The sequence below is a fragment of the Streptomyces sp. NPDC052036 genome (assembly GCF_040680495.1).
Lineage (GTDB): Bacteria > Actinomycetota > Actinomycetes > Streptomycetales > Streptomycetaceae > Streptomyces.
In genome coordinates, this window is the sequence record NZ_JBFAWW010000016.1 from 94102 (window position 1) to 113284 (window position 19183).

The window sequence follows — 19183 nt, forward strand, 5'->3', positions numbered from 1 at the left end:
GCGGGCGTCCTGGCGCTGGTTACCGCCGCCTCGGCACTGAGCCTCGGCTCCACGGCCGCCCCCGCCTCCGCCGCCCCGGCCGGCCTGCCCGACGGCTATGCGACGGTCGTGAACAGCGGCAGCGGCAAGTGTCTCGACGCCCGCGCCGCGGCCACCGCCAACGGCACCGTCGTCCAGCAGTACAGCTGCAACAACTCAACGGCCCAGCAGTGGAGTTTCACCGCCACCGGTGACGGCTACGTCCGCATCAACAACCGCAACGACCCGGTGCAGGTCGTGGACGTGACCGATGTGTCCACCGCGGACAGCGCGCCCGTCCAGCTCTGGACGTACGCCGGCGGCGACAACCAGCAATGGCAGCCGGTCGACGAGGGCGGCGGTGCCTACCACTTCGTCAACCGGCACAGCGGCAAGTGCCTCGACGTCCCGGCCGCCTCGACCGCGGACAGCGTCCAACTCGCCCAGTACACCTGCAACGGCACCGCCGCCCAGCGCTTCCAGGTGGCGCCCGTCTCCTCCGCTCCCGGGGACATGGACCTCGGCCCGAACGTGGTCGTCTTCGACCCGTCCATGTCCTCGTCCACGATCCAGAGCCGGCTCGACTCCATATTCCAGCAGCAGGAGACCAACCAGTTCGGCTCCCAGCGCTACGCCGTGCTCTTCAAGCCCGGCACCTACAGCAACGACGTCAACGTCGGCTTCTACACCCAGGTCCTCGGGCTCGGTCTGTCACCCGACGCGGTCTCCATCAACGGTGCCGTGCACGCGGAGGCCGACTGGTTCCAGGGCAACGCCACCCAGAACTTCTGGCGCGGCGCCGAGAACCTCTCGGTCAACCCGACCGGCGGCACCGACCGCTGGGCGGTGTCCCAGGCCGCCCCGTACCGGCGCATGCATCTGCGCGGCAACCTGGCGCTGGACGACGGCGGTTGGTCGAGCGGCGGCTACATGGCCGACAGCAAGATCGACGGGCAGGTGCGCTCCGGCACCCAGCAGCAGTGGCTGACCCGCAACTCCCAGCTCGGCAGCTGGACCGGGTCCAACTGGAACATGGTCTTCGTCGGCAGCCAGGGAGTTCCGTCGACGAGCTTCCCCAACCCCCCGTACACCACGGTCGACCGCAGCCCGGTCACCCGGGAGAAGCCGTTCCTCTACGTCGACGACGCGGGCGCCTACCGGGTGTTCGTGCCGGGCGTGCGCACCGACTCGACGGCCACCAGCTGGGCCTCCGGGACCGACGCGGGCAGCTCGCTGTCCCTCGACCAGTTCTACGTCGTCAAACCCGGCGCGACCGCCGCGCAGATGAACGCGGCGCTGGCGGCGGGCAAGAACCTCCTGGTAACCCCCGGTGTCTACCATCTCGACCAGACGCTGAAGGTGACCCGTCCCGACACCGTGGTGCTCGGTCTGGGCCTTGCCACCTTCGTCCCCGACAACGGCATCACCGCCATGACCGTCGCGGACGTGGACGGTGCCAACGTCGCGGGCCTGCTGTTCGACGCCGGAACCACCAACTCGCCGACCCTGATGGAGGTCGGGCCGTCCGGTTCCTCGGCGTCCCACACCACCGACCCGACGTCCCTGCATGACGTCTACTTCCGGGTCGGCGGCGCCGGAGTCGGCAAGGCCACCACGAGCCTGGTGGTCAACAGCCGCAACGTCATCGGCGACCACATGTGGATCTGGCGCGCCGACCACGGCAGCGGGGTGGGCTGGACGCAGAACACGGCGGACACGGGCCTGATCGTCAACGGCGACGACGTGACGATGTACGGCCTCTTCGTGGAGCACTTCCAGAAGTACCAGACGGTCTGGAACGGCAACGGCGGCCGCACGTACTTCTACCAGAACGAGATGCCGTACGACCCGCCGAACCAGGCGGCCTGGATGAACGGCTCGACCCAGGGCTACGCGTCCTACAAGGTGGCGGACTCGGTCACCAGCCACCAGGCGTACGGGCTCGGCAGCTACTGCTACTTCAGCGCCAACCCGGGCGTCACGGCGGAGCACGCCTTCGAGGTGCCGAACACGTCGGGGGTGCAGTTCCATGACATGGTGACCGTCTCGCTGGGCGGCACCGGAACGATCCGGCACGTCATCAACGACCGTGGCGGACCGTCCAACGCGTCCACGAATGTGGCGAACCTGGTCTCCTACCCCTGACCGGTCCGCACCGGGACCGCCGGCCGGGACGTTCCGGCCGGCGGTCACGCCGTCCCGCTCTTGCGGGGCGGCGTCGTGCGCTCAGGCTCCGCTCTCGCGAAGCATGTCCTCCCGCTCCACGAGCTTCACGCGCTCACGGCCCTGCGGGGCGCCGAGCGCCTTCTCCGCGGCGTCCAGGCGGTACCAGCCCTCCCAGGTGGTGAAGCGGATGTTCCGCTCGGTCAGGAACGCCTCCACCGCCTCGGGCGCCGGGGAAGCCGGCGTGTGCAGGCGCCTGTTGGCATGGTCGTCCAGCAGATTGGCCACCGTCTCGTTGGCGTCGCCCTTGGTGTGACCGATCAGGCCCACCGGACCGCGCCGGATCCAGCCGGTGACATAGGTGGACTGCAGGTGCTCGCCGCTCTCCTCCACGACGCGCCCGCCCTGGTCCGGCACGGTGCCCGACGCGAGGTCCCAGGGCAGCTTGGGCAGCGGGTCGGACAGATACCCGACCGCACGGTAGACCGCGCTCACGTCCCAGTCCCGGAACGCGCCCGTGCCCTTGACGTTGCCGGTGCCGTCCAGGGCCGTGCGCTCGGTGCGCAGACCGACGACCTTGCCGTCCTCGCCGAGGATCTCGGTGGGCGACTCGAAGAGGTGCAGGAACAACTTGTGCGGCCGGTCGCCGACGTCCCGGATCGCCCAGTTCTCCAGCGTCTTGGCGACCATGTCGGCCTGCTTGTTGCCGCGCCGCGTCGCGATCGACCCCTCGTCGTAGTCGATGTCCTCGGGGTCCACGATGACCTCGATGCTGGGGGAGTGGTCCAGCTCCCGCAGCTCCATCGGGCTGAACTTCGCCTGCGCCGGGCCGCGGCGGCCGAAGACATGGATCTCCAGGGCCCTGTTGGCCTTGAGGCCGTCGTAGACGTTCGGCGGGATCTCGGTGGGCAGCAGTTCGTCCGCGGTCTTGGCCAGGATGCGGGCCACGTCGAGCGCGACGTTGCCCACGCCGAGGACGGCGACCTTCTCGGCCGCGAGGGGCCAGGTCCGCGGCACGTCCGGATGTCCGTCGTACCAGGAGACGAAGTCGGCCGCGCCGTAGGAGCCCGCGAGGCCGATGCCGGGTATGTCGAGGTCCCGGTCGGCCGTCGCGCCCGTCGAGAAGATCACGGCGTCGTAGAACGTGCGCAGGTCGTCCAGGCTGATGTCGGTGGGGTAGTCGACGTTGCCGAACAGACGGACCTGCGGTTTGTCGAGCACCTGGTGCAGGGCGGTGATGATGCCCTTGATCCGCGGGTGGTCCGGGGCGACGCCGTAGCGGATGAGGCCGAACGGGGCCGGCATCCGCTCGAAGATGTCGATGGACACGCCGGGCTCGGCGGCCACCTCGGACTTGAGCAGGGCGTCGGCGGCGTAGATCCCGGCGGGGCCGGCTCCGACGATGGCTACCCGCAGGGGGCGCGGCATGATCAGGTTCCCTTCGAGCGGTGACAGACGGCTCGTCGGAAACCTTAAACTAAGGCAAACCTTACTTGGTACGCGGGTTGCCTCTATGACGTCATAAGTATGCCTTATGGCTCGCCTCGGGGCTCCGGGGTGAGGAGAAGCATCGTGGCGTCGTCGCGGACGGAGCCGCAGAAGCGCAAGAGATCTTCCCACACCTGCCGGGTCGTCGCGGTGGGCTCGTCGTCGGCGAACCGGGGGAGCCGGTCGACCAGAGGATAGAACGTCCCGGTCGCGTCCCGTGCCTCCCAGATGCCGTCCGAGGCCAGGAACAGCCGGTCCCCGCCTTCCAGCTTCCGGACGACCTCGTCGTACGTGCCCCCTTCGCTCAGCCCGATCCCGAGCGGTGTACCGGACGGCACCTCCAGCTCGGTTGCCTTGCCGTCGTGGAGCAGTACGGGCGCCGGACTGCCGCAGGCGATGATCCGTACCGTCCGGGCGTCGGGGGAGAACTCCAGCAGCACCGCCGTCGCGAACAGCTCCGCGAGCCGGGCGTCTCCCGAGTCCACGAGCAGCCTGCGGTCGAGGCGGGAGGCGACCGAGGGCAGATCGGGCTGGTCGAGCACCGCTTCCCGGAATGCCCCGAGCAGCGAGGCGACGGTCGAGACCGCCGACAGCCCGTGCCCCTGCACATCGCCCATGACCGCCCGTACCCCGGTGGGGCCCTCGCGCACATCGAAGAAGTCGCCGCCGACGAGCGTCCCGCGCTGGGCCGCGCGGTACAGACCGGCGCAGTGGACCAGCCCCACCTGCTCGCGCAGCGGCGGAACCAGCGCGTTCTGGGCCGCCTCCGCGACCGTGCGTTCGACGTTGAGCTGGGCGTCGCGATGGCTGCGCACATACGACACGAACACGCTCAGCACGGCAACGAAGCTGATCGTGAGCAGGTCCGTGCTGCCCGGCCGGTCCAGGTGGAAGACGCGGGTGTGCTGCAGTCCTACGACGAGAAGGCCGAGCCCGGCGGTGGCCGCGGGCCCGTAGGACAGGACGGCCAGGGGCGGGATGGCTCCCAGAAGGAATCCGATGTCCAGCGGCGAGGGTGCGACCAGGCTCACGATGCCCACGATGATCAGCAGGACCACGGGCAGCACCTTCACCCACCAAGGGGGTGGCGCGCCGCTCAGCCAGCCTCTGCGGTCCCTCTTGCGGTGGATCCGCTCGACAATCGGGCCTCTCACATCCCCTACGCTGCTACGCGAAACCGCCTGCCGCAATGCCGACGGCCGCCGCGTGATCGGTCCGAACTCGCAGGTGGAACGGTCGGAACAGCCGCAGGGACGTCCCTTCGGACACACTCCGCCACCGGTGATCGACGAACGGTCGCCCGCGAGCCCGGTTGAGGTCCGTCGACGGCGCCGGGGGCGAACCGAGCACGCCCGCCCCCGGGTCACGTCACGCGGGTGGCCTCACGCGGGCCGCATCACGCTGTGGATCGCCGCCTCACCGGCGTAGAGGACCGCCTCCTCGCGGATGAAGGCGCCCGGGCCCGGAGCGTGGATCATCATGCCGTTGCCGGTGCTCAGGCCGACATGGCCGGCGTCCGGATTGAAGAACACGAGGTCGCCGGGCTGGATGTCGATGAGGGGAACCACCGTGCCGACCACCGACTGGTCGCGGGCCGCACGCGGGAGAGTCACCCCGGCAGCCCTCCAGGCGGCCTGTGTGAGACCGGCGGCGTCGTACGACTCGGGTCCGGCCGCGCCCCAGAGGCAGGGCCTGCCGATCTGCGCACGGGCGAAGGCGACCGCCTTCGCGTACTTCGTGTCGTACCCCGGCTCCTGCGCCCCGCCGATCCCCAAGGGGAGTCCGGCGCCCGATACGACCTCGGCGCCGGGCAGCGGTTCGGCGGCGGGGAACGGTTCGGCGGTGGGGAACGGCTGCGGGGTGGCGAGGAACGGTTCGGGGGTGGGCAGGAATGGTTCGGGGGCGGGGAGTTCGGGTGCGGCGGGCAGGGGGTCCATGGTCGGGAACGCCTGGGGGGCGGCGAGGAACGGTTCGGCCGCCGTGGGCAGTTGAGGGTACGTCAGTGGATCCGGGGTGAGGGGAGCCGCGGGGGCGGTGGCGTAGAGGCCCGCGTCGGGCGAGGCGGCCGGGAGGTCCATGCCGAGGGCGGACGGCTGCTGCCACTGCCAGGCCTCGTGGACCGCGAGGCCGTCCTGCCCCTCCGTCGAGCGCCAGGCGTCCATCGCGGGACTGGGCTCGACCGCCGGGGACGGCGTGCCCTGCCGCGCGGACCGCTGGGCCAGCAGGTCACGGGCCGCGGAGAGCCTCTGCCGGGTGTGCTCCTTGGCGGTCTGCGGGGCGGACGACTCGGGCTCGGCGGCCCCGGCGGGCGTGACCTGGGGCGTGTCCGGCAGCTTCGGCGGGGCAGCGGGCAACGCGGCCATGGGGCCGGCGGTCAGCTCCGCAACGGGGCCGGCGGTCAGCTCCGGGACGGGGCGCGCGGCCGGTTCCGCGACGGCGGCGGTCAGCTCGGCCACGGGACGCGCGGCCGGGCCGGCGGTGAGTTCGCGGTCGGGCCGATCGGCCAGGCCCAGCTCGCGGAGAAGGAGGACGAGGTCGCTCACCGGAATACTCGCCGGTTCCGAGGGCCGGGCCGAGGACGAGCTGTCCGGCATCCTGTCGCGCGGCAGTGCCGCCGGAACGGTCGGCCCCAGACTCAGACGCGCCGCCTCGAACCACTGCCGGGCCATGTCCTCGAGTGCCGGGTCGACGCGTCGGCGATCCTTGTCGAGTACCGGGTTGGCACGCCTCTGCGTCCCCGTCGCCACCGCGCGCGTCGCGTTGAAGGTTCCGCTGTCGGTCTCCGCCCGGTCGTACAGGCTGCGGATCCGCTGCTGGACCTCGTCGCGGCTCGGACCGTCGTCCTCGGTGAACCTGCGCATGCCATGGGGGCCGAAGCCTCCTGGGCCCGGGGTTCGCTCCGGCGCCATGGGGTCGTACTCCTTCCGTGCTCCGCCTACCGGGTTAGCTGACGGGTTCGGGCGGACGGATCCGGAAGGTGTGCCCTACGGCCCCTGCCTCGGCGAGCAGTTGAGCCGATTCACCCCGTGGTCGGTTGGGTCCCCGGTTCCGGTTGCGGTCGAGGTGCATCGGATTCGGCGGAGGCCGTGCAACCCGGCGAGGTTCGCCGGAGGGAGTCGCTTGGCCTAGCCGTCAACTTAGCCAACTTGTGTGCCTGGCGTGAAGATTGAAGCGCGAAATGTCCGATACCTAAGTGTGATTTTCGTCTGGGCGTTCCCATCGAGCTTCGCTTTTCACTGATCCGCTCCTCGACCGGTCGTCGCTTTCCGGGCGGAACGGAGCGCGAGGACGCTCGCGCGCCGCCCGGTGGCGCTGAGCGCCCCGGCCGGCAGGGCGCTTCGCTCGCGCCACCGGGTCCATCGGGGCCCGATTGCGCGCTCTCGCCTTATATTTCTGATATTCCGCTATTCGGCTGGTTAAGCATGATCAGTCCGGTGCTGCGGCACGATGACGTGGAGCGATCAGGAGGGTCATCCCCCATGCGACGCAGGCCCAAGGCGGACGACTCCGACGCCCGGGCGCGCATCGCCGAACGCCGGGCGCGTGCCGACTACACCGGCGGTGTCTACGGCTCCCTGCTCGCCGCCTCGGTGGTGGTCGGCGCCGGTACCCACGGCCCGTTGCCGCGGGGCGAAATGGTGCTGCTGCTGGTCAGCACCGGCGTGGTGTTCTGGATCGCGCATGTGCACGCCCAGCTGTTCGGCGCCCGCCTGGCGCAGTCGCGCCTGGACCGCGCGACCGTCCTGCATGTGTGCCGTGACGAGTGGCCGATCGTCAAGGCAGCCGTCCCGCCGGCCGCCGCGGTCGCCGTCAGCCCGCTGCTGGGCCTGGATCTGCGGGGCACGGTCTGGCTGTCGCTCTCCGTGGCAGTGGCGGGGCAGATGGGCTGGTCGGCCGCCGCCGCACGCCATGCCGGGGCCTCCTGGCGCCTGGTGGCCGTCTCTGCCGCGATCAACCTGGTGATCGGTCTGCTGATCATCGTGTTCAAGATCGCCGTGAAGGACTGACGGCGGAGCCGTTCACCTGCCCCAGGTGAGGTGCGGGGACGCACCGGGGCGGACCATCACGGGGAGAGGCGCACGTCACCCGCCCCAGGCCATCCGCGAGAGAGCAGCTCATGCGCTATGAGATCCGTGTCGACGGGCAGATGTCGGAGACGCTGGCCCAGGCCTTTCCGGAGCTGGAGCACGTCACCATGTCCGGCCAGACCCTCCTGTTCGGCCCCGTCCTCGACGATGCGCAGGTGTACGAGCTGCTGGCCCGCTGCCAGTCCCTCGGACTGCACGTCGTGGAGATGCGCCGACTGCCGGAGTGACGCAGACCGCGCCCGCTCACCCGTTCCGGGTGAGGCCCGCCGCCGGATGCCGTGGGCACGCTGAAGGCGCCAGGGGCCGCTGTCGGGGCACACGCCCATGGGCGGCTCTGCCCCCAAGGCCGGCTGGCTGGTCTTCGGCCTGGTGCCGCCCTCCCTCGGCGTCTTCTCGTACGTCGTCGTCCGCGGCAGGGACTCCGGGTCTCTCCGCCTCCTTCAGCACCTGAGGGTGCGGATCACCCGCCCTGCGGCTGGTTCTGCGGACGGTGACGGAAGCCGTCGGCGTGAATGATCCGCGGGTGCGGACGCCCGTGATGGACGCTCGGGGTCCGGCGCAGGGCGATGAGCGCGGCGTCGTCGTCCAGGCGCCCGCCGGTGTGGGAGAGCAGATCGCGACGGATGCGGTGCAGCAGCGTCTCGGGGCACTCCTCGGTCCACTGGGCCGCGCGGTCCGCGAGCGGATAGAAGCGGCCGGCGGCGTCCCGGGCCTCGATGACGCCGTCGGTGTAGAGCAGGAGGGTGTCGCCGGGCTCGAAGGAGAACACGTCCAGGTGGTAGTCCCCCGGGTGCGCCGAGCCGATCCCCATCGGGGGTGCCGGGTGCACGCTCGGGACGGTGACCACATGACCGGGGCTGAGCAGCAGCGGCGGAGGGTGCCCGCAACTGGTCATGCGGGTGATCGGGTCGCCGTCGGGGATCTCCATCAGCAGGGCGGTGGCGAAGCGTTCGCCCAGTTCCTCGGGCGGCTCGAAGTCGGCCAGATAGCGGGTCACGCTCTGCTCCAGGGTGGCGGCCAGATCCGGCAGCGACGACTGCCGATGGCCCGCCTCACGGAAGGCACCGAGCAACAGGGCGGCCTCGCCGATGGCCGAGAGGCCCTTGCCGCGTACGTCGCCGATCAGGACGCGCACCCTGCTGTCCGCGCGGGTGGCGGCGTACAGGTCGCCGCCGATCTGCGCCTCGTCCTCGGCCGCCAGGTACAGGCAGGCCACTCTCAGGGGACCGATGTGTTCCGGCAGCGGCCACAGCAGGACGTGCTGTGCCGCTTCGGCCACCGACCGGACCTGGGCCAGTTGTTCACGGTGCCGGTCCCTGATGGCGCAGTAGACCACGATCATCACCGACAGTACGAACAGGGTGAGGATCTGCACGATGTGGTTGGTGGTGCCCAGCCCGCCGTGCAGGACGGCGATGATGATCTGCGCTATCACGGCCAGTGCCCCGATGAGGCTGGACAGGCGGGGCCCGGCGAACGAAGACGTGAGGGCAGGCGCGATCACCAGTGCGGGGCCCAGATGGATGCTCTCGGGAGAGTGGATGTCCACCACCATGATCGCGACGATCAGCGCCAGGGGGAGCAGCAGGAGGGCATGGCTCGACTGCCACGACTCTCGTAGCCCCGCGACGGCCCTTTGCCGGAGACCCATGCCTACCACCCTGCCTCGCCATCGGTCGCACGGCCACCGGGTGAAGGCCGCGCCCGCCGACAGTCGGGGCGTCACCGCCGTAAACGGGTCCTCGCCGGGTACTCGGCGCGATGACCAGGATCCGAGCGGCGGGCCCCCGGCCGGTCGCGGTCGATCAGCCGAAGGAGGCGCAGATGAGCATGGTCAGGGAAACGGTGGAGGTCGAGGTCCCCCTCCGTACCGCCTACAACCAGTGGACCCAGTTCGAGGAGTTCCCGAATTTCATGGAGGGGGTCGAGGAGGTCAGGCAGCTCGACGACCGCCACACCCACTGGACCACCAAGATCGGCGGTATCCGCCGGGAGTTCGACACCGAGATCATCGACCAGCTTCCCGACGAGCGGATCACCTGGCGTACGACCAGCGGTGACACCCGGCAGAAGGGCTCGGTCCGCTTCCAGCGCGTGGACGACATGCACACCCGGGTGGAGCTCGTGATGGACGTCGAGCCCGCCGGGGCCGTGGAGCGGACCGCGGACACCCTGGGGGTCATCGACCGGCGCGTCAAGGGAGACCTGCGACGCTTCAAGCAGTTCATCGAAGAGCGCGGGAGTGAATCCGGAGCCTGGCGGGAACGGATCCGGCCCGGTGACTCCGGCAGCCCCGGTGCGATCGGCTGAGGCCGTGGCTCGGTGGCTCCGTGGCTCCGTGGCGCCTCGCCGTCTCCGGCGGCCGGGGCGCCGCGGTGCGTCACCGTCTCCGGGCGGCCGGGGCGCCGCGGTGTGCCGTGGGCGAGGGGGCGGACGTTCGCTCAGGGACGCAGATCGCCGAAGCTGATCCGCAGGTGGCGCGGTCCGCGCAGCACCGCGTTCTGCCGGTAGGGAGGTGGGTCTTCCACCAGGCGGGGGTTGTCGAGGCGGCGGGCCAGTTCGGCCAGGGCGATCTGCGCCTCCAGTCGCGCGAGCGGCGCGCCGAAGCAGCTGTGGATGCCGCTGCCGAAGCCCAGATGCTGGATGTCCCCGCGGTCGGGGTCGAACCGGTCGGGGTCCCTGAAGCGCTCGGGGTCCCGGTTGCCCGCGGCCAGCACCAGCCAGATCCGCGATCCCTTCGGGATGGTGATCCCGCGTATCTCGATGTCCGCGATGCAGGTCCGCTGCGGCACGAGCTGCACCGGTGGCTCGTAGCGCAGCAGTTCCTCCACGATGTTGACGGCCAGTTTGGGGTCCTCGCGCAACCTCTCGAGGTACTCCGGGTGCCGCAGCAGGGTGAGCATGCCGTTGGTGATCAGGTTGACGGTCGTCTCATGGCCCGCGATCAACAGCAGCACCGCGGTGCTGAGCACCTCCATCGTCGTCATGGTGCCGCCCGGGCCATGGCTCGTGACCAGTTCGGACAGCATGTCCCCGGTGGGTTCCTTGCTCCGCTGCTCGACCAGCTGGGCGAGGTACATGCCCAGCTCCATCCGTGCCTCCTGCGCCGCGCGCCCGCGCTCGGCGTCGTCCCTGCCGGTGTCCGGGTCAAGACTCGCCACGATCGGGTCGACCCAGGCACGAAAGCGCGGCTCGTCCTCGCGCGGCACGCCGAGCAGCCGGCAGATCACGGTCACCGGGAAGGGATACGCGAACTGATCGACCACATCGATCTCCCGGGCCTCTCCGAAGCCGTCGATCAGAGCGGAGACGATCTCGGCGAGTTCACCGCGCATCGATTCGATCTTGTAGGGGCTGTGCGGGGGGCCGAAGGGGCGGTTGGCGATCCGGCGCAGCCGGTCGTGCTCCGGCGGGTCCTGCCGGATGAAGCTCGGCGGCAGCCCCGTCTCCGACGCCCCGCCCGCTTCGTCGGCGCCCGCGGCGGCGAGGTTGGCGGCGTCGGAGCTGATCCTCGGGTCGTGCAGCAGGTTGAGGATGTCCCAGTAGGAGCTGACGAGGTACGGGCCGCCGTCCTCCTCGTGCAGCACCGGGGTCTTGTGGAGCTCCTTGTACAGCGGATACGGGTTCGCGCGATGGGCGTAGTCGGTGATCTGGCGCAGGAGCGAGTGGTGCGTCATGAGGGGTCCTCGGGGCGTGAGGTCGGGCCGGCTGTCGGTCAGTGGTGGGCCGGGGTGAAGACCAGCCGCCGATCGGTCGGCGAGTAACCGCTCAGGGTCACCGTCGGTCCGTGGCTCGGCAGGGACGGGTCGGGGAAGTCGGACGGGACCGGTCGCTGGCCCTCGGGACGGCGGTCCACCGTCGGGAACTCCACCGGGAAGGGCGCGGCCGTCTCGATCTGCCGCTGGTAGAAGTCCAGCCAGCGTGTGTTGTCGAAGCTCACGGCGGCGATGACCCGCCCCTGGTAGCCGTACGCCCCGACGAAGCGGCGTTCGGCCAGCGAGCCCTGCGTGATCATGATCTCGTCGCCCATGGAGGGGACGCCGACCGACTTGATGTTCACGCCGAACTGCGACGACCAGAAGGCGGGGACCCAGATGTGCGGGCGCCGGTCGGCGCTGGCGTTGATCATGTTGTGCGCGGCGACCTCCGCCTGGCTGACGGCGTTGCCCCAGTGTTCGAGAGACAGGAACTGATAGCCGAACAGCGGGTGCGGGGAGCGTGCCACATCGCCCGCGACATAGATGTCGTCGGTGACGATGCCCCGGAAGTCGAAGGCCCGGCACCCCGCGTCGCAGGCGATGCCCCGAGGGCCCGCGCCCAAGCCTGATCCGGCCAGCCACTCGGTGTTGCGGGTCGCGCCGAGCGACACCACCACCACGTCCGCCTCGACGATGTCGCCGTCGGAGAGATGCGCGGCCCGCACCCGGCCCGCCGGGTCGCCCTCCAGGGCGGCGACCATGATGCCGGTGCGCAGGTCGACGCCGTTCTCGCGGTGCAGTTCCGCCGCCACCGCGCCGATCACCCCGCCGAGCGCGCCCACCAGGGGCGCGCCCCCGCGCTCCGCCAGCGTGACCGCGATGCCCTGTTCCCGGCAGGCGGAGGCGATCTCCGACCCGGTGAAACCGGCGCCGATGACGAGCACACGGCGTGGCGAGGCCCTCAGCCGCCGTTCCAGCCCCACCGCGTCATCACGGGTCCGCAGCACGAAGACGCCGTCGAGTTGGGCTTCCGCCTCCTTGGGCCAGGGCCGGGCGCGTACGCCGGTCGCGATCAGCAGCCGGTCGTACTCCACCTCGTTCCCGTCCTCCAGCCGTACCCGTTTGGCCGACAGATCGAGGCCGGTCGCCGCGACCCCGAGGAGCCACTTGGCGTCGATGTCCCGGCGCCGGGGGAGCTCGGTGTACTGGGGGGAGGCCTTGCCCAGCAGGACCGCCTTCGACAGCGGCGGGCGGTCGTACGGCTCGTAGGGCTCGTCGCCGATCATGGTCAGCGAACCGGTGAAGCCCTCCTCGCGCAGTGTCTCGGCCGCCCGCAGGCCCGCGAGGGAGGCGCCCACGATCACGATCCGGCCCTCGCGCCGCAGCCATACCAGATGGTCGTCAGCAGTCATGGGAGGCCTCCTGACCGGCCCAGGCCGGCGGATCGGCCGCGTCGTCCAGTCCCTCGGCCGTGATCGCCTGCACGGGACAGGCGGCCACGGCGCGCGCCACCTTGTCCCGGTGCTCCTCCTCGGCCCGCGGGTTGTAGACCAGGGACTCCTCACCGTGCATGGCGAAGACGTCCGGCGCCAGGAACGCACACTGCGCATAGCCCTGGCACCTGTTGAGATCGACGACAAGCCTCATCACCACTCGCCCCTTCCGGCGGCCAGGTCCGCCGGGCGCCTCACGCTCCGCGGGCACCCCCCGGACGGCGGTCATCTCCCCACGCCAGCATGGGAGACCCCTGGGGGCCCGCGCTCGCGGGGCGGGCCGAAGGAGTGAGGACCGGCCCGAGGAGTGGCCGCAGTCCCCGCGTCCCCTCTCAGGCCGCCGCCGGGGTGCCGGGCCGGGAGCGGCCCCACGCCGTGAGGATGTGGACGCTGACCAGCAGCGCCCACGCCGGGAACACCAGCTCCGACCAGGGGACGGCGGTCGCGACGAACAGCAGCGTCAGGACGGTCAGAAAGCCCAGCAGGGCGAGCCAGCGGGGGAGCACTCCGATGCGGTACGCGATCGCCGACAGAGAGCAGGTGCAGACCGCCGCCATCCGCATCGCGTAGTCGATCAGCAACGTGTACGCGAAGTGGCGGCCGTAGGCCCAGGTGGGCCCTCCGGGGGCGCCGCGGGACGGGGACGTGGTGTCCAGCACGGCCGCCGCCGCCGCGGCGGCCTCGAACAGCGTGGCCACGAAGATCAGCCCGCTGCCGAGGAACACGGTGGCGAGGAACTTGTCCTCCGCCGCCCCGATATGGGTCCGCACGACGCCGACGAACCACAGGAAGAAGATCCCGGCGAACGGGACGAGCGCGAGCGCCGCCCGTACCGCGCTGAGCCGCGCGGAATCGGCCGACGCCTCAGGGACGGGTGCGTTGGCGCCCTCGGGGATGCCCAGCCGGATCAGCACGATGACCGCCGTGAGCAGGACCGCGAAGACGACCCCTGCCAGCCCGGCGGCGCGCGGGGTCTGCAGTACCTGCTGCTTCGGCTCCGTTGTCTCCATGGGTGCTCGCTTCCTCCGCGCCGGACCTTGCCACCAGCAAGCCGCCGGCCGGAGGGTGCCGCCACCGGAGGGCGGCCGAACGGCAGACCATGACCGGCTCCGCACGGCGGTCGGCCGCGGCGTGTCGGCCCGCGCCGTGTGCGAGTCCCGGGCGGACGGCGACCGCTCCCCTCCTTCGGAGGGCCCGACAGCGGAAGTCCCCGACCGAAAACCGGACTGACGGGTCGTCGGAAGTCAACGCCCCTTAATCATAAGGAAATTGACGCCTCGGCAAGTCATCTGCGTCCGGCGTGTCGTGTCCTGCCGTAGGGCGGCCCGCGGTGGGCGACGACGCCGCGACCTGGCGAAATGACGGGGCGTCAGAGACAGCACTGCTCCAATCGGATTCATCCTCATATAGTCGGTATGTCCTGTATGACACGGCTCGATCCGGTCTGTACTTTCAATCACGCATCGGTTCACAGCCGACGTGTCTGAGAACAGGAGAAGTGACATGGCAACGCGTTCCATCGCTGTTACCGCGGCCGTCGCGGCCGGCGCCGCCCTCGTGGCCACCGGCATCACGTACGCCTCCGCCGCCTCCGAGCCGGCCCAGGCCGCCGCCTTCGCTGCCCCCCAGGGGAACAGCGGAAACAACAACAATAACAACAACAACGACAACAACAACGACAACTCCAAGGGGCGCGAGGGCGGCGGCGGCGGGCACGAGGAGCACGAGCACCACCACAAGGGTGAGGGCCGCATCTTCGTCAACGAGCGGGAGTACTCCCCCCACGAGAGCAGCTGCATCACGGTCGTCAGCGGCCTCGGAGCGAACAGCCTCAACGTCCGTAACGACAGCAAGAAGTTCGTCGAGGTCTTCAACGGCGCGACGTGCGACAACGGCGCCCCCATCGCCACGGTCGGCCCGCACAGCTCCAGCAACGGCCTCTTCCCCCGCCATGTCCGTGGCGGTGTGAAGGTCAAGCACGGTGTGGTGGGCAGCATCCGGATCGTGCACCGGTTCGACGAGGGGCACGGCGACAACGGCGACAACGACGACAACGACGACAACGACTACGAGTACCACTACAGCTACAGCAACGGAAACGGCAACAACGGCGGCAAGTGACGTCGCACTCGCCTCGTGCACAGAACGAGAACCCCGGCCCGCCGGAATCGGGCCGGGGTTCCGGTCTGTGTGACCGTCGACGGCGCGTTACACCCTAGGGCGTCGGCAGGCCCCCGCACGGACGCATGGCTCTCATCTCGGCAAAGAGTGCGAAAGTCGCGTAAACCCCCCGAATGGGGGAATCTTGTACAGGGCAGAGGCATTACAGCACTCGTGGAGAGGAGACGACAGCGATGTCGTATCCGCATCACTCCAGTGAGATGGGCACGCACCCCGAGATAGCAGAGATGCGGGAACGGTTCGAGCGTGCGGCCTCCGGCAAAGCGGTCATCATCGAGGGCCTGATCATGCTGGCGGGCATCTACGCCGCCATATCGCCCTGGGTCATGCACTTTTCGGGGGCTGAGCCCAACCTCACTGTGAACAACCTGATTGTCGGCCTCACCATCGGCCTCATCGGAGTCGGTCTGGCCATGATTCCGGAACGGATGCTCCGCATGGCGTGGCTGGCCGTTCCGCTCGGTATCTGGCTGGTCATCTCGCCCTGGGTGGTCACCGCCGCCCACGGCGCACGGGCCGGCGTCCTCTGGAGCAACTGTGCGGTCGGCGCCGTGACGATCCTGCTGGGACTGGCCGCGATGGGCCTGACGATCGGCGTCGCCAACCGTACGCACCGGTGAGCCGGAAGGCATGAGCGCTGCGCGCCGTACCCCACATGCCCCCGGCAGGTCCGGTACGGCACCGGCGCGCTCAACCGGCGCCCGCACCGCAGAGTGCGAGCAACCGGGTGAGGACGTCGTCGCGGAAGAGCGTGCGCCCCCGGGCGATCCTGCGTTCCCGCTCGGGGCCGGCCGTGGTGAGTCGGCCCAGCGAGCCGAGCAGTCCGGCGCCGTCCGCGGCGAACTCCGACAGGCCGAGTTCGGCCATTCGTCGTACGCCGTCCGCGCCGTGTCCCGGCAACGGGCGGTAGCCCACCACCGGCAGTCCCGCGGCGAGGGCCTGGACGGCCGTCTGCCCGGCGGCGTTGTCCACCAGGGCGCCCGCCGCACGCAACAGGCCCGGCATGTCGGACACCCAGCCCAGCACGACGGTGCCCGGCACCCCGGCAAGCTCGTCACGGAGCCTTTCGTTCCGACCGCACAGCACCACCGGCAGGAAGCCGTGCCCGGCCAGCAGTGCGGAGGTGGAGGCCAGCTGCGAGCCGACTCCCCAGGCGCCCGCGGAGAGCAGGACGGGCGGGCGCCCCGGGGTGTGCCGGGCGAATCGTGCGGACCACTGGGCCGCCCCGGGGGCCGTGGCGAGGAACTCGGGGGCGACGACCGCGCCGGGCGCCTCGGCGGGTACGGAGATGTCCTGGCGCACCTCCCGCGCGGCCTCGTCCGTCAGGCAGAAGTACGTGTCGTTCCCCGGATGGAGCCATTGCCGGTGAACGGCGAAGTCGATCACCAGAACGGCGCTGGGCACCGTGAGCAGTCCCTTGGACCTGAGATGACCGGTGAGCTGTGCGGCGAGATGGAACACGGGAACCACCGCGTCCGCCCCGGTGCGGTCCGCCAGCTCCCGCAGACGGTGCCCGGCCAGGCGGGCCAACGGCACACCACTCGGCCGGCGGCCCCTCCCGCGGCGTAGAAATGTGCGGTACAGGGCCGCGTACGCCCAGGGATAGTGCCGTACGGACGACCGGTAGAAGCCCCGCAGCCCGGGACCCAGGCCGTACGGCAGCAGCCCCAAAACGTCCACGACCTGGGCGTGGTGGCCGTGCTGCACGGCTCGGCGCGCCAGTTCCGCGGCCACCGTGTCGTGTCCGGACCCCATGCTCGCGCTGACGATCAGCAGCCGTCTCGGCGCGCTCATGGACCGCGCCGCTCACCGGCCACCGGAGGAGCCGCGGCGACCGTTCGCGTCGCCTGCCGTCGCCGAGCAGGGAAAAATACAGCCATCAGTACCGATTGTCCCTTTTCATGGTCTTCCCCACACATCCATGCGTTCCGAGCTTCGGGGCGAGGCGGGCGGGTACCCGTCCCGCTCCGGCCGGAACCCGAGAGCAGTAGCCGTCCCGCCCGCCCGTCCGGTTTCGCCGTCGCAGCCGAGGTCAGCCGCCATGTCCCATGCTCCCTCCCGCGCACGATCCGTCCCCGGCCCGCCCGCGGCCACGCCGGGCCCGAGTGCACGCATGGGCCGTCGGGGGTCCGCAGGCCGGGCGGTCACCCGGGGCACGGCGCTCGTGACCGGCGCGTCCTCCGGGATCGGCGCCGCCGTGGTCGGCCGACTGGCCGCCGAGGGGGGCTGGAGCCTGGTCCTGAACGGCCGTGATGTGCCACGGCTCACGGGTGTCGCCGCCCAGGCGTCGGCCGCAGTCTTCCCCGCGGACCTCACCCGGCCCGGCGCCGACCGGCGGCTGGCCGAGTTCGCCCTCGAACGTGTCGGCCGGGTGGACCTGCTGGTGGCCGGTGCGGGCATCGGCTGGGCGGGTGATTTCACCACCATGCCCCCGTCCGCCATCGCCGAGGTGATCGAGGTCGACGCGCTCGCCACGATGCGCCTGATCCGGCATCTGCTCCCGCACATGGTGGACGCCGGATCCGGACGGATCGTGATCATCGGCTCTTTCGCGGGCACCGTCGGCGTCCGCGGCGAGGCCGTCTACTCCGCCGCCAAGGGAGCGCTCGCCACATTCGCCGACGCACTGCGCTACGAGGTGTGGGGCACCGGCGTGGGTATCAGCCTGGTGATCCCGGGGGTGGTGGACACCCCGTTCTTCGACCGCCGGGGCGTGCCCTACCGGCGCAGCAGGCCGAGGCCGGTGCCGGCCGAGCGTGTGGCAGACGCCGTCTGGCGTGCCACGGTCCGCGGCCGGGACGAGATCTACGTCCCCGGCTGGCTGCGTCTGCCCGCCCGGGTGCGCGGCGCGGCGCCGGGCTTGTACCGGCGGCTCGCGGCCAGGTTCGGGTGAGTGCCGGGTGAGCGTCCTCACCGTCGTCCTCGCGCTGTTCACCGCGCTCTCCAATGCCGCGGCGTCCGTGTTGCAGCGCCGGGCGGCGACGGACCAGGACGAAGGCGGCCGGGGGATCCGGCAGGCTGCCCGCTGGCTCGCCCAGGTGCTGCGTCGGCCGCACTGGCTGGCGGGCACCGGTCTGCTCGCGCTGTCCACCGTGTTGCAGGCCTCCGCGTTGGCCGTCGGCAGCCTCTCCGTCGTCCAGCCCCTGCTGGCCACCGAACTGCTGTTCACCCTGATGGTCGGAAGCGTGGTCTTCCATCGGCGCCCCGACCGCCGTACCTGGCTGGCGTTCGCGGCACTCGCCGCCGGGCTCGCGCTTTTCCTGGGGTCGGCGGCGCCCTCCGCCGGGCGGACCACGGCCGTGGCGGGCCGCTGGATGGTGACAGGAGCGGCGGTGCTGTGCGCCGTGGCGGTGCTCGTCGTGGCGGGCCTCCTGGTGACGGGATCGCCGCGTGCCGTGCTGCTCGGCCTGGCGTCGGCCGTGTCGTTCGCCGCCACCGCCGCGCTCATCAAGGAGGTCGTCGGGCAACTCGGGCACGGTGTCGATGTCGTGCTGACCCAGTGGCCGCTCTACGCGGGGATCGCCGCCGGAACGGTCGGCTTCCTGCTGCTGCAGAGCACGTTCCGAGCCGGCTCGCTGTCGGCCTCGCAGCCGGCGCTCACCCTGGGGGACGCGCTGACCAGCGTGGCTCTGGGGTGGGTGCTGTTCGAGGAGCGCATCGCCCTCGGCGTCCGGGTGCTGCCCGAAGCCGTCGGCGTGGCGCTCATCGGGGCGGGCAGCGTGGGCCTGGCGAGTGCCCTGGCCGCGGGCGGAGCCTGGGACACGGCGCCGGTACGACGCAACGGCTCGGGTCCCGGCGCCCAGGAGCCGACGCCGCAGCGGTCGTGAACGAGGCCCGCCGAGCCCAGTGACGTGGCGGCTACCAGAGTTCCTGGGGCGGGTCGCGGGCGCACCCGATGTGGGTTGCGGCCCGTGCCGCGCGGGCGTTACCTGGAAGTAGCCGGCGGTGAGACGAGAGCGCCCAGGGGCCACGGCACAGACCGCCGGCCCGCGCCTTTCTGTGTGCCCCGGTAGCGCCCCGACCGTCGCCGCCGTCATGTCGGCGTGCGACGCGG

17 protein-coding genes and 1 riboswitch are annotated in these 19183 nt (G+C 71.0%); of the genes, 8 read left to right on the forward strand and 9 right to left on the reverse strand.

The features are described 5' to 3' along the window. The first annotated feature begins 9 nt into the window (after positions 1-9). A complete protein-coding gene (locus AB0L95_RS22595) occupies positions 10-2163 on the forward strand; it encodes an RICIN domain-containing protein (protein WP_365163972.1) in 2154 nt (717 codons plus the stop codon). Between the two features lie 81 nt (positions 2164-2244). Here AB0L95_RS22595 and AB0L95_RS22600 read toward each other — a convergent pair whose 3' ends face one another. From AB0L95_RS22600 to AB0L95_RS22610, 3 genes are all read right to left on the reverse strand, one after another. After that, complete coding sequence (locus AB0L95_RS22600; RefSeq protein ID WP_365163853.1) at positions 2245-3609, reverse strand: FAD-dependent oxidoreductase; 1365 nt, start codon at positions 3607-3609, stop codon at positions 2245-2247. Between the two features lie 104 nt (positions 3610-3713). Continuing rightward, positions 3714-4823, reverse strand: a complete 1110-nt coding sequence (locus AB0L95_RS22605; RefSeq protein WP_365163855.1) for a PP2C family protein-serine/threonine phosphatase — start codon at positions 4821-4823, stop codon at positions 3714-3716. Between the two features lie 228 nt (positions 4824-5051). Beyond that, the gene (locus AB0L95_RS22610) at positions 5052-6578 is read right to left on the reverse strand and encodes an NlpC/P60 family protein (RefSeq protein ID WP_365163857.1); all 1527 of its coding nucleotides are present in this window, start codon (positions 6576-6578) and stop codon (positions 5052-5054) included. 7 nt (positions 6579-6585) lie between these two features. Continuing rightward, positions 6586-6759, reverse strand: a riboswitch (cyclic di-AMP (ydaO/yuaA leader). A gap of 389 nt (positions 6760-7148) precedes the next feature. Here AB0L95_RS22610 and AB0L95_RS22615 point away from each other — a divergent pair. Continuing rightward, positions 7149-7676: a hypothetical protein gene (locus AB0L95_RS22615; protein WP_365163859.1), complete on the forward strand. Its 528-nt coding sequence runs from the start codon at positions 7149-7151 to the stop codon at positions 7674-7676. A gap of 110 nt (positions 7677-7786) precedes the next feature. Next, the gene (locus AB0L95_RS22620; protein WP_365163861.1) at positions 7787-7984 is read left to right on the forward strand and encodes a hypothetical protein; all 198 of its coding nucleotides are present in this window, start codon (positions 7787-7789) and stop codon (positions 7982-7984) included. Between the two features lie 233 nt (positions 7985-8217). Here AB0L95_RS22620 and AB0L95_RS22625 read toward each other — a convergent pair whose 3' ends face one another. Further along, positions 8218-9408, reverse strand: a complete 1191-nt coding sequence (locus AB0L95_RS22625; protein WP_365163862.1) for a PP2C family protein-serine/threonine phosphatase — start codon at positions 9406-9408, stop codon at positions 8218-8220. Between the two features lie 173 nt (positions 9409-9581). On the opposite strand from AB0L95_RS22625, the gene AB0L95_RS22630 reads away from it, so the two are divergent. After that, entirely contained in the window at positions 9582-10067 is a 486-nt protein-coding gene (locus tag AB0L95_RS22630) for an SRPBCC family protein (RefSeq protein ID WP_365163864.1), read from the forward strand. A gap of 131 nt (positions 10068-10198) precedes the next feature. Here AB0L95_RS22630 and AB0L95_RS22635 read toward each other — a convergent pair whose 3' ends face one another. The 4 genes from AB0L95_RS22635 to AB0L95_RS22650 form a co-directional block, all read right to left on the reverse strand. Then, entirely contained in the window at positions 10199-11434 is a 1236-nt protein-coding gene (locus tag AB0L95_RS22635) for a cytochrome P450 (protein WP_365163866.1), read from the reverse strand. A gap of 38 nt (positions 11435-11472) precedes the next feature. Then, positions 11473-12867: an FAD/NAD(P)-binding oxidoreductase gene (locus tag AB0L95_RS22640; protein WP_365163867.1), complete on the reverse strand. Its 1395-nt coding sequence runs from the start codon at positions 12865-12867 to the stop codon at positions 11473-11475. Beyond that, on the reverse strand, positions 12857-13102 hold the full coding sequence (locus AB0L95_RS22645) for a ferredoxin (protein WP_365163868.1): 246 nt from the start codon (positions 13100-13102) through the stop codon (positions 12857-12859). Before AB0L95_RS22645 ends, AB0L95_RS22640 begins: the two co-directional genes overlap by 11 nt. Positions 13103-13280: 178 nt before the next feature. Next, complete coding sequence (locus AB0L95_RS22650; RefSeq protein ID WP_365163870.1) at positions 13281-13958, reverse strand: hypothetical protein; 678 nt, start codon at positions 13956-13958, stop codon at positions 13281-13283. A 493-nt stretch (positions 13959-14451) separates the two neighbouring features. On the opposite strand from AB0L95_RS22650, the gene AB0L95_RS22655 reads away from it, so the two are divergent. After that, complete coding sequence (locus AB0L95_RS22655) at positions 14452-15069, forward strand: hypothetical protein (RefSeq protein ID WP_365163872.1); 618 nt, start codon at positions 14452-14454, stop codon at positions 15067-15069. Between the two features lie 233 nt (positions 15070-15302). Continuing rightward, positions 15303-15749: an SPW repeat protein gene (locus tag AB0L95_RS22660; protein WP_365163873.1), complete on the forward strand. Its 447-nt coding sequence runs from the start codon at positions 15303-15305 to the stop codon at positions 15747-15749. A gap of 70 nt (positions 15750-15819) precedes the next feature. Here the strand turns inward: AB0L95_RS22660 and AB0L95_RS22665 are convergent, their stop codons facing one another. Beyond that, positions 15820-16884: a galactosyldiacylglycerol synthase gene (locus AB0L95_RS22665; RefSeq protein ID WP_365163974.1), complete on the reverse strand. Its 1065-nt coding sequence runs from the start codon at positions 16882-16884 to the stop codon at positions 15820-15822. 358 nt (positions 16885-17242) lie between these two features. Here AB0L95_RS22665 and AB0L95_RS22670 point away from each other — a divergent pair, with 358 nt between their 5' ends. Both AB0L95_RS22670 and AB0L95_RS22675 read left to right on the forward strand, forming a co-directional pair. Further along, positions 17243-18022 (forward strand): SDR family NAD(P)-dependent oxidoreductase, encoded by a 780-nt coding sequence (locus AB0L95_RS22670; protein WP_365163874.1) that lies wholly within the window; start codon positions 17243-17245, stop codon positions 18020-18022. Positions 18023-18029: 7 nt separating this feature from the next. After that, positions 18030-18956 (forward strand): DMT family transporter, encoded by a 927-nt coding sequence (locus AB0L95_RS22675; protein ID WP_365163875.1) that lies wholly within the window; start codon positions 18030-18032, stop codon positions 18954-18956. Positions 18957-19183: the final 227 nt, after the last annotated feature.